The organism is Enterococcus sp. FR204 (genome assembly GCF_031143325.1).
Classification (GTDB): domain Bacteria; phylum Bacillota; class Bacilli; order Lactobacillales; family Enterococcaceae; genus Enterococcus_B; species Enterococcus_B faecium.
Map to the genome: position 1 here is coordinate 63158 of NZ_JAKZIW010000003.1, position 13356 is coordinate 76513.

General features: G+C 38.4%; 16 protein-coding genes. 4 read left to right on the forward strand and 12 right to left on the reverse strand.

Features of this window, described 5'->3' with window-relative positions; genetic code table 11:
* Positions 1–79: 79 nt before the first annotated feature.
* The 6 genes from RG571_RS01630 to RG571_RS01655 all read right to left on the reverse strand — a co-directional run bounded on the left by RG571_RS01630 (position 80) and on the right by RG571_RS01655 (position 5726).
* Positions 80–1162: a BMP family protein gene (locus RG571_RS01630; protein ID WP_002319336.1), complete on the reverse strand. Its 1083-nt coding sequence runs from the start codon at positions 1160–1162 to the stop codon at positions 80–82.
* A 65-nt stretch (positions 1163–1227) separates the two neighbouring features.
* Positions 1228–1626 carry a cytidine deaminase gene (locus RG571_RS01635; protein ID WP_002291109.1) on the reverse strand — a complete coding sequence of 133 codons (399 nt, stop codon included), beginning with the start codon at positions 1624–1626 and terminating at the stop codon, positions 1228–1230.
* 18 nt (positions 1627–1644) lie between these two features.
* A complete protein-coding gene (deoC, locus tag RG571_RS01640) occupies positions 1645–2307 on the reverse strand; it encodes a deoxyribose-phosphate aldolase (RefSeq protein ID WP_002291107.1) in 663 nt (220 codons plus the stop codon).
* A gap of 46 nt (positions 2308–2353) precedes the next feature.
* Complete coding sequence (locus RG571_RS01645) at positions 2354–3655, reverse strand: pyrimidine-nucleoside phosphorylase (RefSeq protein WP_002291105.1); 1302 nt, start codon at positions 3653–3655, stop codon at positions 2354–2356.
* A 140-nt stretch (positions 3656–3795) separates the two neighbouring features.
* Positions 3796–4812: a LacI family DNA-binding transcriptional regulator gene (locus RG571_RS01650; protein WP_002291103.1), complete on the reverse strand. Its 1017-nt coding sequence runs from the start codon at positions 4810–4812 to the stop codon at positions 3796–3798.
* Between the two features lie 308 nt (positions 4813–5120).
* Positions 5121–5726, reverse strand: a complete 606-nt coding sequence (locus RG571_RS01655; RefSeq protein WP_002309852.1) for a class I SAM-dependent methyltransferase — start codon at positions 5724–5726, stop codon at positions 5121–5123.
* A gap of 195 nt (positions 5727–5921) precedes the next feature.
* On the opposite strand from RG571_RS01655, the gene coaA reads away from it, so the two are divergent.
* Entirely contained in the window at positions 5922–6845 is a 924-nt protein-coding gene (gene coaA, locus RG571_RS01660; RefSeq protein ID WP_029485736.1) for a type I pantothenate kinase, read from the forward strand.
* Positions 6846–6903: 58 nt separating this feature from the next.
* Positions 6904–8469: a glutamine-hydrolyzing GMP synthase gene (gene guaA, locus RG571_RS01665; RefSeq protein WP_002298578.1), complete on the forward strand. Its 1566-nt coding sequence runs from the start codon at positions 6904–6906 to the stop codon at positions 8467–8469.
* Positions 8470–8547: 78 nt separating this feature from the next.
* Here guaA and RG571_RS01670 read toward each other — a convergent pair whose 3' ends face one another.
* The 3 genes from RG571_RS01670 to RG571_RS01680 all read right to left on the reverse strand — a co-directional run bounded on the left by RG571_RS01670 (position 8548) and on the right by RG571_RS01680 (position 9462).
* Positions 8548–8664, reverse strand: coding sequence for a putative metal homeostasis protein (locus RG571_RS01670; RefSeq protein WP_002288644.1), 117 nt, complete (start codon positions 8662–8664; stop codon positions 8548–8550).
* 235 nt (positions 8665–8899) lie between these two features.
* The gene (locus RG571_RS01675) at positions 8900–9151 is read right to left on the reverse strand and encodes a helix-turn-helix domain-containing protein (protein WP_002339461.1); all 252 of its coding nucleotides are present in this window, start codon (positions 9149–9151) and stop codon (positions 8900–8902) included.
* Between the two features lie 89 nt (positions 9152–9240).
* Complete coding sequence (locus tag RG571_RS01680; RefSeq protein ID WP_029485737.1) at positions 9241–9462, reverse strand: helix-turn-helix domain-containing protein; 222 nt, start codon at positions 9460–9462, stop codon at positions 9241–9243.
* A 315-nt stretch (positions 9463–9777) separates the two neighbouring features.
* Between RG571_RS01680 and RG571_RS01685 the strand changes: the two genes are divergently transcribed.
* Positions 9778–10281 (forward strand): VanZ family protein, encoded by a 504-nt coding sequence (locus RG571_RS01685; RefSeq protein WP_002315482.1) that lies wholly within the window; start codon positions 9778–9780, stop codon positions 10279–10281.
* A 918-nt stretch (positions 10282–11199) separates the two neighbouring features.
* Here RG571_RS01685 and RG571_RS01690 read toward each other — a convergent pair.
* The gene (locus RG571_RS01690; protein WP_033641515.1) at positions 11200–11337 is read right to left on the reverse strand and encodes a hypothetical protein; all 138 of its coding nucleotides are present in this window, start codon (positions 11335–11337) and stop codon (positions 11200–11202) included.
* A gap of 94 nt (positions 11338–11431) precedes the next feature.
* Positions 11432–12010, reverse strand: a complete 579-nt coding sequence (locus RG571_RS01695) for a TMEM175 family protein (protein ID WP_002319330.1) — start codon at positions 12008–12010, stop codon at positions 11432–11434.
* 168 nt (positions 12011–12178) lie between these two features.
* Between RG571_RS01695 and RG571_RS01700 the strand changes: the two genes are divergently transcribed.
* Entirely contained in the window at positions 12179–12376 is a 198-nt protein-coding gene (locus RG571_RS01700; protein WP_002309889.1) for a hypothetical protein, read from the forward strand.
* Between the two features lie 101 nt (positions 12377–12477).
* Here the strand turns inward: RG571_RS01700 and RG571_RS01705 are convergent, their stop codons facing one another.
* The gene (locus RG571_RS01705; RefSeq protein ID WP_002319329.1) at positions 12478–13296 is read right to left on the reverse strand and encodes a ZIP family metal transporter; all 819 of its coding nucleotides are present in this window, start codon (positions 13294–13296) and stop codon (positions 12478–12480) included.
* Between the last annotated feature and the right edge of the window lie 60 nt (positions 13297–13356).

Genomic DNA, 13356 nt, shown 5'->3' on the forward strand with positions numbered 1-13356 from the left:
TTGGATAAATGAACAATTCTTGTTCTAATCAAACCATAGCCTTGTCAAACATGTGTCTAACAAGGCTATAGAAATGGTTTTAGTTTTCTTCAGGAGTTTCTGGAACTTTTACGTCACCTGAAATGATTTTTTCTTTTGCTTCATCCACTGCTTTTTTCGCTTCATCAGAAAGTTGTCCTTCTGTTAGACCAACACCGTCTTCTTTCAATCCATAAACAGTGTGTTCACCACCAGGGAATTTACCGTCAGCTGATTTTTGTGCCAAATCTTCTACTACTGTTCCAACTGCTTTCAGTGTAGATGTCAATGTGAAGTTTTTCTTTTCGCCGTTCAATGTGTATTCGCCTTCGTTTGATTGGTCGCGGTCAACACCGATAACCCAAACTTTTTTGTCGCCTGATTCGTTCAATGATTTTGCTTCTTGGAATACACCGTTACCTGTACCACCTGAAGCATGGAAGATGATATCTGCATTTTGTGCATACATACCTTGAGCAATTGAACGTCCTTTATCTGGAGCAGAGAAGTCACCAGCATATTGGTTCAATACTTTGATTTCTTTTCCTAGTTCTTTCGCACCTGCATCAACACCGGCTTTGAATCCAGCATCAAAACGATCGATTACTTCACCTTTTACGCCGCCGATAAAGCCGACTACGTTTGTTTCAGTCGTGTAAGCTGCTGCAATCCCTGCAAGATAAGAAGCTTCGTTGTCTTTGAATGTTGCAGATACAACGTTATCTAATCCGTCAATCACATCATCGATGATAACGAAGTTCGTACCTGTATTGTTTGTTGCTTGTTCTTGGATCGCTGGTTTTAGTTTATAACCAATACCAAAAATCGTTTTGAATCCAGCATTCAATGCTTGGTCGATATTTGGGATATAATCTGATTCGTTTGAAGATTGGAAGTATTGGAAGCCATCATTGCCTCGTGAAAGACCTTGATCTTTCCCCCATTTTTGTAATCCTTCCCAAGCTGACTGGTTGAATGAACGGTCGTCTACCCCACCTGTATCTGTGATCAATGCTGCAGTTGTTGTGTCTGATGAGCTTTTGCCACCGGATGAATCAGTAGAGCCGTTGTTGCCGCATGCACCTAAAAATAACCCTGCTGCTAGTGCGACGGCACCTAAACCAAATAATTTTGCTTTTTTCATTTCTGTAAAGCCTCCTAAAATAATTGTTTTATTTTTCAACAGTCAGCTGACTGAATGAACATGAGTTATAGATCTTTTTCAGTAAATGCATAAGGCAGTAGTTCTCGAACGGTCGTTGCCTTCGTCACACCATTGTCTCCCACTAGCGTAACCGGCATATCAGGAGCACAGAACTCTGCCATTACTTGCCGACATGCACCACATGGAGAAATAGGATCAGGGGTGTGCCCTGCTACGACTAAATGGGTAAACGATCTTTCTCCTTCTGATACGGCTTTGAAGAAAGCTGTGCGCTCGGCACAATTCGTTAATCCAAATGATGCATTCTCGATGTTGATACCTTGATAAATCTTGCCTGATTCTGTTACGAGACAAGCACCTACCGGAAAATGGGAATAAGGAACGTATGCTTTATCTAACGCTTCAATAGCTGTGTTGATCCATTCTTGTTTGAGTTCTGCCATGAGTTTCTCCTTTGAAAATTAATAGCCTTCGCCAGTTGAACCAGATACGATTGCTACTCCTGCGCTTGTTCCGATTCTTGTAGCACCCGCTTCGATCATTGCCATTGCTTCTTCTTCGTTATGGATACCGCCAGAAGCTTTGACGCCCATTTCTGGTCCTACCGTTTCACGCATCAAGCGGACATCCTCTACCTTTGCACCACCCGTTGAGAAACCAGTTGATGTTTTGACAAAATCAGCGCCTGCAGCTTTTGCTAATTCGCATGCTCGGATGATTTCTTCTCTATCTAATAAAGATGTTTCGATGATCACTTTGACAAGTGCACGATCTTTTGCTGCTTCAACAACTGCTTCGATATCTTTTTGAACTTTTTGATCATCTTTTGATTTCAACGCACCGATATTGATGACCATATCGACTTCATCTGCACCGTTATTGATGGCATCTGTCGTTTCAAATGCTTTTGTCTCGGATGTGTTTGCTCCTAAAGGAAACCCGATCACTGTACATACGGCTACTGGTTCGCCTTGTAATTGTTCTTTTGCTAGCGCAACCCATGCTGGATTGATGCAGACAGAGTAAAAATGATATTTTTTCGCTTCTTCGATAATTTGCATCACAGCTTCTTTAGATGCGTCTGCTTTCAAAATAGTATGGTCGATCATTCGGTTTAGTTCCATTTCTTTTCCCCTTTTCTTTCAAACGGTAAAATCCGCTTTTTTCCTTTTATTCTGTGATAATGTCATGAATCAATGTTGGCTTCATTGCTGACTCGCCAATTTCAATATTTTTATATAATAATTCAATAACAGAGGAGATTTCTTTATCATTACTATAGATTGTCAATAATGACTCGCCCTTTGTCACAGTGTCACCGATTTTTTTATGCAGTTTCAATCCAACGGCGTGATCAATATCGTCTTCTTTGGTTTTACGCCCAGCACCTAGCATCATTGCAGCAATTCCTAATTCGTTTGCCACGATTTTTGACACGACTCCGCTTTGTTTAGCAGGAAGCTCCATTGTGTAACGTGCAGTCAAAATTCGTTCTGGTTGTTCCACGATCGTTGGGTCTCCCCCTTGATTTTGGATCATTTCTTTGAATTTTGCTAACGCTTTACCTGATTCCAGAGCTTCTTGAAGCAACGTTCTTGCTTCATCGATTGTTTTAGCTTTGCCAGCAAGAACAACCATTTGGCTTCCTAAGGCGTAGCACATTTCTACTAGATCTTCTGGACCATTTCCTTGTAATGTTTCGATTGCCTCGACAACTTCTAGACTATTTCCGATTGCTTCGCCAAGAGGTTCTGACATATCCGAGATTACCGCCACTGTTTCTCGGTTCGCTAGTTTGCCAATGCTTGTCATGGTTTTTGCCAGACGTCTTGCATCTTCGATATTCTTCATGAAAGCACCGTCTCCAGTGGTCACGTCCAAAACGATTGCATCTGCTCCTGCCGCAATCTTTTTACTCATGATCGAACTGGCAATCAGCGGAAGAGAATCGACGGTCGCTGTGACGTCACGCAAAGCGTACAATTTTTTGTCCGCCGGTGCCAAGTTTCCTGATTGACCGATTACTGCTACTTTGCTTTCATTGACAATGCGCACGAATGCTTCATCCGAAAGCTCGATCTGAAATCCGGGAATTGCTTCTAGCTTATCTAATGTGCCACCTGTGTAACCTAGACCGCGTCCAGACATTTTAGCCACTGTCACTCCGACACTAGCTACTAGGGGGGCTAAAATCAATGTGGTCGTGTCACCAACGCCACCTGTCGAATGCTTATCTACCTTTATTCCTTCGAGAGAACTCAAATCGATGACATCACCAGAATTAGCAATCGCCAATGTTAAGTTCGTGATTTCTTCATTTGTCATGTCTTGATAAAAAATTGCCATCAATAATGCACTGACTTGATAATCTGGAATCTTTCCATTCGTATAGTTCGTGACGATGTACTCGATTTCCTCTTTCGACAGCTCGTTTCCATCCCTCTTTTTTTCAATCAGATCCACCATTCGCATTGCCTGATCCTCCTTGTCTTCATTCGGTATTATACATTATTTTTAGGAAAGGTAAACCACTTTAGTAAACTGGTTTACTAAAAATAAAAAAAGCACCAACTCGCCTTTGTAAATGCTTACATAAGCAATATACCGCCGAGTTAGCCCTTTGTCAATACTTTTACGCTCTCACGAATAATTAATTTTGTTTCGAACACTTTGTTCGGAACTTTTCTTTGAGGAAATTCGATCGTATCGATTAGGAAACGCGCAGCATAAAATCCAATATCAAAACTTGGTTGCTGCACTGTCGTCAATTGCGGAATCATGTATTCTGACAGTTTTAATCCATCGAATCCTATGACAGAGATATCTTCTGGGATTTTTTTGCCCAATTCATCTATCGCCTGATAGCAGCCGATCGCCATGGCATCATTCCCGCAAAAAATAGCCGTGATATCTTTATGTTTGAGTAATTTTTTTGATGCAGTATAGCCACCTTGGACAGTCAACTCTCCATGTTCAACAAATTTCCCATTAAAAGGCAGGCCATGATCTTTCAGCGCATGACGATATCCGTTGAAACGTTCTTCTAATTGATAATATCCAGTGGTTTCCTTCAGCATGCCAATCTTCGTATGGCCGCTTTCAATAAATAGTGAAACGGCTTGATAGGCGCCCTCATATTCCTTTACGATAAGCCGTCCGTTATCCCGACGATTCAATCCGCGATCGATTAAAATAATCGGCATTTTTTGATAAAATCCGCTGTCTAATGCGTATTTCTCAGGTAAAATATTTGGTGTTGCCAGCAAGATCCCATCCACTGAGCGGTGGGAAAGCTCTTGTAAATACTTGATCTCATTTTCTTGGCTATGACGAGAATTGCATAACATGATCACATAGCCCAAAGGATTCAAATAGCTCTCTACACCTTCGATCAGTTTGGAGAAGAAGAAATCAGTGACATCAGGGACGATCATTCCGATGGTCTTTGAATGTCGATTGATCACATTTGAAGCGAAATAATCGGGTTTATAATGATGTTCATTCACGATCGACAACACTTTTTTTCTTGTCTTATCACTAAATCGGCTTCCTTTGTTATTCAAAATCTGTGAGACAGTTGTTACTGATACCCCTGCCATTTCTGCAATATCTCTGATGGTCAGCTTCACCCTAGTGGCTCCCTTCTATCTAAATTCCCTATCAGTGTACCAAAACCCCCAAGAAAAGAATAGAGAAAAAAAGAAAGTATGTTTTTTGATAAAAATCTCCTTTATCTACCAACTTGGCAGCGTTCTATACAAGTTCTGTATCTTATTTATTTTATCGTAAAAAACAACGACTCTGTTCCTACTATTTCTTTTTGAAGAAAAAAATAGTTCTTTGTTTTTAAAAACTTCTCAACAAAAAAAGAACTGATACGTACCCTTACATGCACGCCCAGTTCCACTTTTTCGTCGCTCTATTATTTTTCAGCTAGTTATTCTTTCACACTTTTGATAATATAATATCCTTTATCTTTTGTGACGATTTCTGCATTGCCAAATGTTTCTTCCATCTTCTTTTGCGCACTCGGCGCTCCTTGTTTCTTCTGGATCACAATTGTCAGTGTACCGCCCTGCTTCAACCGAGGATATGCGCCTGTCAAGATTTCATGTACGACTTTTTTTCCAGCACGGATTGGCGGATTGCTGACAATAGCTGCATAGGTTTCTTCATGAAGTACTTCATAGATATTTGATTGATGGATGTCCACTTGTTCGATTTGGTTACGCTTTGCGTTTCCTTGCGCTAGACTCACTGCTCGCTCATTAATGTCGACCATTTCAACAAACCGTTGTGTCGCAAATGCCAAAGCTAGCCCAATCGGTCCATACCCGCATCCCACATCTAAGATCTTTCCTTCATCAGGTAACTCTTCCCAATCAAAAGCATCAATCAGGACACGTGAACCATAATCCACTGTTTCACGTGAAAATACACCAGAATCAGTTACAAATTGAAAGGTTCTGCCTTTTAACTCAAAAGCCCATTGTTCAAAATCGTGCGCCGTATCTGGGCGTTCAGAATAGTAATGATTTGTCATGTCTTCCATCCTTCTCGTTTCTTTCATGTCAACAGTCTATCCTTTTATGTATCCGTACGCAAGTCAAGAATAAAACTCCTTTTCTTTCTATTATAAAGATTGTACAAAAAGATTGGCAATCTCTCTTAAGTGGTGGGGTTTGTGTTTATTTTGTGTTAAAATAGTTCCATTGATGGGAGAACGCAGGAGGCTAATATGAATGATCCAATGAACTACTACCGTGTGGCAAGAGAAGAATGGCGAGAATTTTATCGTAATGGGCAAGCACCTTTGACACAAGATGAACTAGATAATATCAAAAGTTTGAATGACCGCATTTCCATGCAGGATGTTCGAGATATCTATGTACCTCTTGCTCATCTGATATATCTATATATGAAAGAATTTGAATCTTTGTTCTTGAGTAAAGGTTTATTTCTTCATAAATACGTAGAAGTACCGCCTTTTATTATCGGGATTGCCGGAAGCGTAGCCGTTGGAAAAAGTACCACAGCCAGACTGCTGCAGACGATTTTGTCTCGTACCTTCAAACGAAGAAATGTTCAGCTGATCACGACTGATGGATTTCTTTATCCAAATCGTATATTAAAAGAGCGTGGAATCATGGATCGCAAAGGATTTCCTGAAAGTTATGATATGGAGATGCTGATCGACTTCTTGAATCGTGTAAAATCTGGTCAGGAAGAGATAAAAGTACCTGTTTACTCACATGATGTATATGATATCATTCCGGATAAGTACGAGCTGATCCAGCAACCTGATATCTTGATCGTTGAGGGGATCAATACGCTTCAATTACCTGCGAATCAGCAAATCTACGTCAGCGACTTTTTTGATTTTTCTGTCTATGTCGATGCCGATACCGTGCTGATCGAAAAATGGTATTTGGATCGTTTTGGCGCGTTACTGGATACGGCTTTCCAAAATCCAGAGAATTATTATTATCGTTTTGCTATCGGAGATCGTGAAGAAGCCTTTAAAATGGCAAAAGATGTATGGAAAAATGTGAATTTGAAAAATTTACAGGAATATATCTTGCCTACACGAGGAAGAGCCGATATAATTCTCCATAAAACTGAAAATCATATTATCGATTCGATTTTCATGCGAAAATATTAGCATTTTAAAATAGTTTGACTATTTTGAGATAAAATTTAAAGGGATAGGGGTAATAAATTTGACAAACGTTGCCGATATGACGAACGTTGAAAAGATTATCGTATTAGACTACGGTAGTCAGTATAACCAATTGATCACAAGGCGTATTCGTGATCTTGGAGTCTTTTCCGAATTATTGAGCCACCGCATTACTGCAGAAGAAGTAAAAGCGATGAATCCAAAGGGAATCATTCTTTCTGGCGGACCAAACAGTGTATATGATGAGAATGCATTTGGGATCGATCCTGAGATCTTCAATTTAGGTATTCCTGTATTAGGGATTTGCTATGGTATGCAATTGATCACATACAAACTTGGCGGTTCCGTAGAGCCTGCTAAAAACCGCGAATATGGAAAAGCCTTGTTAGAAGTAACAAGTGATCAAGCTGTCTTGTTTAAAGAAACACCAAAACAACAAACAGTATGGATGAGCCATGGTGACTTGGTAACTAAAGTTCCTGAAGGCTTTGAAACAGTCGGAACAAGCAAAGATTGTCCGATTGCTTCTATCCAAGACACAACACGTAATTTTTATGGTATCCAATTCCATGCAGAAGTACGTCATTCCGAATACGGAATCGAATTGTTGCGCCACTTTGCCTTTGATGTTTGCCACTGTGAAGGTAACTGGACAATGGATAACTTTATCGATATGCAAGTAGAAAAAATCCGTGAACAAGTTGGTGACAAAAAAGTCTTGCTTGGTCTCTCAGGCGGCGTTGATTCTAGTGTCGTTGGGGTTCTTTTACAAAAAGCAATCGGTGACCAATTGACATCTATCTTCGTTGACCATGGTCTGCTACGCAAAGGCGAAGCGGAACAAGTAATGGAAAGTCTAGGCGGAAAATTCGGCTTGAACATCATCAAAGTCGATGCAAGAGATCGCTTCTTAGACAAGTTGAAAGGTGTATCTGACCCAGAACAAAAACGTAAAATCATTGGGAATGAATTCGTATATGTTTTTGATGACGAAGCAACAAAACTTGCTGGTGAAGAAGGCGTCTCTTTCTTAGCACAAGGAACGTTGTATACTGACGTTATCGAATCTGGTACAGAAACAGCACAAACGATCAAATCTCACCATAATGTAGGTGGACTGCCAGAAGATATGCAATTTGAATTGATCGAACCATTAAACACACTATTCAAAGACGAAGTCCGTGAATTAGGTACTCAATTAGGCATGCCTGATTCAATCGTTTGGCGTCAGCCATTCCCTGGCCCTGGTCTTGGTATTCGTGTTCTTGGCGAAATCACTGAAGACAAGCTAGAAATCGTACGCGAATCTGATGCTATCTTGCGCGAAGAAATCGCAGCTGCTGGACTTGACCGTGATATCTGGCAATATTTCACTGTTCTTCCAGGAATCCGCTCTGTCGGTGTTATGGGTGACGGACGTACTTACGACTACACAGTCGGTATCCGTGCGGTGACTTCAATCGACGGAATGACAGCTGACTTTGCCCGTATCCCATGGGAAGTCTTGCAAAAAATCTCTGTACGTATCGTAAACGAAGTAGCCCATGTCAACCGCATCGTGTATGACATCACTTCTAAACCACCAGCAACAGTGGAGTGGGAATAAACAAAAATAATTGAAAATAGCCGAAAAACGTTTTTTAACAACGTTTTTCGGCTATTTTTTTATTAAGTTTCCTTCTTCTTACCTTTTTCCACTATTTCGTTTCACATCTTTGATGATTTTCAACGCACGTTTTCGTGTTTTGATATTTGGGCTTTTCAAACGGCGATATGCACTTGAGATATCTGTTTTTTCCATATAGACGACCCACTTTCTTCTTTGATTATAGTCATGTTAAAAATACAAATCGAAATAATTACGATTTGTATTTTGAATGGTATCAAATGTTAAAAAGAAAGTCAACCTGCTAAAACGAGGCTATGGCAAAAGTCGTGTCACAATCACTTTTTCCGAATGAATAGTGTTCCAAAAGGTGCTTGTTCGGAAATAAGTTTTATTATTACATATGATCTACCAATTATTCTTCCCACATTCACATCTTACCGTTTCCGATTGTCTTAAACAATTCAGCTACTTCTTTTTGCGAACAGTCGTAAAAACAAAAAATTTTTTGTAACATCTCGTAACTGGGACGCGATAGACCTGTTTCCCATTTGGAAAGTGTTTGTCTTGTGATACCTAATTGTCGTGCAACGAAATCTTGTGTATAACTTCGGTCTTTTCTTTTTTTTGTCAGCCATCGAGCAAATACCATCCAAGCATCCTCCTCGTTGTTAAACCGCATCCATTTCCCTCAATATCAACTATATTAGAAACATTTGTAATTGAAAAGAGTCTATAACGATTGGGATCTTAAAAAAGAAATGGTGTATCCTAGTTCTTTGTTTCTCTTTCTCTTGTAAACAGTTCTGAAATCTCTTTAGCTGAGCATTCATACAAATAAATCAATTTATAGAGCATCTCATAACTTGGATATGACCGGCCATTTTCCCAATTGGACAAACCTTGTCTTGTAATATGTAACTGAAGTGACACCCATTTTTGAGTATACCCTTTTTCCCTTCTCTTCTCACGCAACCACTGATGGATCTCCATCCCTCGCTCCGCGTTGAAAGACTTATCTTTCCATAATTTTTTTATGTATAGCATATCCCATTTTTATACGAAAAATAATATATATATGCATGTAGTTTATATAATTATTAAAAATAATCTTTGAGAGGAAAAAGTGAACGAATAAAAATTACTTAAGTTATATATTTGAATATTTTCTCATTTAAAAGAAACCGGATTCCCAACAAAAAAGCTTCTAATTTTCGTACGATAACTACGTTGGTCCTTAAACTTCATACTTTTTTATGATTTTTCAGCGGTTTTCGATGGTATACTTTTTAGATGGAGGAGATGTCTATGCGGTATATATCAAAATTTTTATTAGGGATTTATTTATTCTTTCTATTATGGTTGATTTTATTCAAGCTATCATTTAATCTTCCACAATTTCTCACTTATTCTTACAGCAATGTCAATCTCGTCCCTTTTTCTACTTTTTCTTTTGAAAATACGACGGTTTTGCGCGAGACCACTTATAACTTCATTGTCTTTTTTCCTTTTGGGGTGCTTTTGAATGTCAATTTCAAAGGGCTTTCCTTTTCTAAAAAATTAGGGATCATTTTCCTTGTAAGCTTCTTCGCAGAGTTTATTCAATTCCTATTCGGTATTGGCGTAGCGGATATCACTGATGTAATTACTAATACAACAGGAGGTCTGATTGGATTATGGTTCTATCAGCTTTTAAACAAACACATATCGACAAATAAGTTGGATCGCCTAGCCGTTATTTTGGGGTACGTTTTATTGTTATTTCTAATCGTAGCTTTTTTATTTTTGACACGTACTATCCGTCTTCGATAAAATCGTTCATAAAAAAGGACCGTCACAGATACATTCCAGTGTGTACCTATGACAGTCCTTTTTTATTCAATTATTGATTCTCAAAAAAATCGATTTTCACCTCTGCTATTTGGAGTATACATCTTACACATTGAAGCAGTCAGGATATGTTTCCCTTTGTTTTTTATCAAAAAATAGTAAAGTAACGGTTATGTCTATTTTCAGATTAATTACATTAATGAAATGTCCTTTTCCTTGAAAAACAAGTATTATCATAACTCCTTCATAATTTAAGTACGCATTTTAATCAAAAATGATTATTTTTTTAGCTTACATGCTTTAAATCTTCGCATTTTCCTATTCGATAATTAAATCGATTGAGAAATCTTCGTTCTTCTTTATACCCCGTATAGGTATATCTATTTATTGTAAAAAGCTTGTTCTATAAATAATTTTTCTTCTTTTCTATCATTTTTCTCTCTTATGAAGGTATCTTTTTCCTTGATTTCTGCCAGTAGATTTTACCTGATCCTACTTTTTGAAGGCATTTCAAAGGAAAAAGTAGCAGTTTTTAGAAGTAGCAGAGAAATCAAAACAAGTGTATCGTTATTTTTTAACTATTAAATAACACGTAAAATATAGTTGGTTCGTTATTTTTCACTCTTCTGAATTTACTTTTTTAACCCCATCTGAACTCTTGTTAATATTTATTCATTTCTATTGTATATCCCCTGACAAAAGAAATCTATATGCCTCCTTTAACTAATCTATTGTTTTTTTAGCTATCATAAAGTTATCCACTGTGGAAAAACTAACGATTTTTTTCGATACACTTTTTTAAAAATTTTTTCCACAAATAAAAACATGTTTACAGCAGTATGATTCTGCTGTAAACATGTTTTTATTAAATAGATAGAATATTAGCTTACATAAAGATGTTTATTTTTTTATTGCTGCGAATAATGTCAAAGATACCGTGACACCAACTACTGTCCAAGTCAAATGACCTTGATCCAAATAAATAAGCATCGTGACAAAACTAGTAATCAGTCCTACATGAAGTCTTTTTTGATCCATCTGCATCCCTCTTTGAATACTAGTATCACTCGGATATTTGATCGTTTGTTTATTTTTTCTATATTTTTCTCTTAAATTTTAAACACGGATCATTTTACCGATATTGTGATTCGATGGTACGGCTTGGGATGATCCAAGCAGCAAGAATCACGATGTTTGCGATCAGCACGGCTACTGGCGCTACTAAATAGGCTAAGACAATTCCTAAAACATTCAAGCCAATCGATAAGTATGATTTCTTGTAATCATTCAGCATCGTCTTCAATGCTTTCTCGTGACCCTTATTTGCTTTGACAAGTTCTTTTGCCAAGATATAATACGCAATGTTAGCGGTCAAGGTAACAAAACCATAAGTCATTTCTGGAGCCAGACTATTGATGTACTCACTAATCCGTGAAGTGGCAAATGGAAAAAGTGAAAGCGCAAAAATAAAGAAACTGTTCGCCCATAAGACCCGTCCATTTATCTTATGTACAACTTGAAATAAATGATGATGATTGTTCCAGTAAATCGCTAAGATGATGAAACTGACAATATAGATAAAAAATCGGTAACCTAATGCAGCGAGCGCCTCCCACGTATCTCCGTTAGGTTCATGAAGTTCTAAAACTAAAATAGTCATGATAATGGCGATTACAGCATCTGTAAATGCTTCAAGACGATTTTTAGGCATGATATTCTCCTCCTTTTCCGCTCTATTTTAGATGATAAACAAGGGAAAAAGCAATTGTTTGATCATTTAAGTAGATGAAGTAAAAATCAGTCTGCAGTTGGAGGTGTTTTTAGAGAATCCCTGTTATACTTTTTCTATAGTAAAGAATGAACAAGAGGAGGGTTTTGTATGCGTCAAAAAAATATGTTCTTAAATATCTTCATGGTTCTTTTAGTGTTGATTGCCGCTAGCTTTGTCATCAGTCTTTTTGTTAGTGTTGTAAGTGGCCTTTTATGGTTTGCGGTCAAAGTTTTGATTCCGATCGCACTTATCATCTGGCTCGTTCGTTGGATCAAAGGCAATACACATAGAAAAAACTATTATTAATGAATCACATTATCACTCCGTTATGATATAACTTACTTAAAAATAGGGTCGCGACATAAGTTCGCGGCCCTATTTGATATATCATATATGGATTTTCCCAATTATCCTAATGCCACATCCAAGATCATCATAATGATAAATCCGCTCATGACACCAAAAACTGCAAAATGACGTTTGCTGGACAATGTCTGCTGTGCTTCGGGAATCAATTCTTCCACCACGACATAAATCATCGCTCCTGCAGCAAAAGCAAGTGCATAAGGAAGCAGCAGCTCCACTTTCGTTACTAGTAGTGCGCCAATCACCCCAGCGATTGGTTCAACGATTCCAGAAGCTTGTCCGTAAACAAAGGCCTTTTTACGGCTCAGACCTTCTTGTCGCAATGGGATTGATACAGCTGCTCCTTCTGGGAAGTTTTGGATACCAATACCTAGCGCTACCGAAACAGCGGCTAATATAGCGGCTGTCGGATTATCCGCAGTTGCTGCTGCACCGAATGCTACCCCTACGGCTAAACCTTCAGGAACATTATGCAATGTAATAGAAAAAACAAGCAAGATTGTCCGCTTTAAATGGGTAGGCAATCCTTCTGCTTCATGTTGCGGTCCAAAATGCATATGAGGCAGTGTTTTATCAGCCATATATAAAAACACCCCACCTAAACCAAATCCAATACTTACAACTAGCCAAGCAATATCTCCATTTTCTTCTGCTTTTGTAATCGCTGGATCAAGCAAGGACCAAAAACTTGCAGCAATCATGACACCAGAAGCAAATCCTAACATCAAATTTAGCACTTCTTTTTTGATTTCTTTAAAGAAAAAAACCAATCCGGCACCAAGAGCTGTCATAAAATAAGTGAAAGCTGTCCCAGCAAGTGCTTGCTGCCAAGGCTCAAGCCTCAATAGCCATTCAACCATGCCATTCCCCTCTCTTGAATCTATTTATGTACTACTCTAGCATATTCCCAAAAACATGAC

Excerpts from the sequence above, each read along its gene's own strand:
- RG571_RS01630 (WP_002319336.1), bottom strand. The coding sequence starts at position 1,162 with ATGAAAAAAGCAAAATTATTTGGTTTAGGTGCCGTCGCACTAGCAGCA.
- RG571_RS01685 (WP_002315482.1), top strand. The coding sequence starts at position 9,778 with ATGCGGTATATATCAAAATTTTTATTAGGGATTTATTTATTCTTTCTA.
- RG571_RS01680 (WP_029485737.1), bottom strand. The coding sequence starts at position 9,462 with ATGGAGATCCATCAGTGGTTGCGTGAGAAGAGAAGGGAAAAAGGGTAT.
- RG571_RS01700 (WP_002309889.1), top strand. The coding sequence starts at position 12,179 with ATGCGTCAAAAAAATATGTTCTTAAATATCTTCATGGTTCTTTTAGTG.
- RG571_RS01670 (WP_002288644.1), bottom strand. The coding sequence starts at position 8,664 with ATGGAAAAAACAGATATCTCAAGTGCATATCGCCGTTTGAAAAGCCCA.
- RG571_RS01695 (WP_002319330.1), bottom strand. The coding sequence starts at position 12,010 with ATGCCTAAAAATCGTCTTGAAGCATTTACAGATGCTGTAATCGCCATT.
- RG571_RS01705 (WP_002319329.1), bottom strand. The coding sequence starts at position 13,296 with ATGGTTGAATGGCTATTGAGGCTTGAGCCTTGGCAGCAAGCACTTGCT.
- deoC (WP_002291107.1), bottom strand. The coding sequence starts at position 2,307 with ATGGAACTAAACCGAATGATCGACCATACTATTTTGAAAGCAGACGCA.
- coaA (WP_029485736.1), top strand. The coding sequence starts at position 5,922 with ATGAATGATCCAATGAACTACTACCGTGTGGCAAGAGAAGAATGGCGA.
- RG571_RS01690 (WP_033641515.1), bottom strand. The coding sequence starts at position 11,337 with ATGGATCAAAAAAGACTTCATGTAGGACTGATTACTAGTTTTGTCACG.
- RG571_RS01655 (WP_002309852.1), bottom strand. The coding sequence starts at position 5,726 with ATGACAAATCATTACTATTCTGAACGCCCAGATACGGCGCACGATTTT.
- RG571_RS01675 (WP_002339461.1), bottom strand. The coding sequence starts at position 9,151 with ATGCGGTTTAACAACGAGGAGGATGCTTGGATGGTATTTGCTCGATGG.
- RG571_RS01635 (WP_002291109.1), bottom strand. The coding sequence starts at position 1,626 with ATGGCAGAACTCAAACAAGAATGGATCAACACAGCTATTGAAGCGTTA.
- RG571_RS01645 (WP_002291105.1), bottom strand. The coding sequence starts at position 3,655 with ATGCGAATGGTGGATCTGATTGAAAAAAAGAGGGATGGAAACGAGCTG.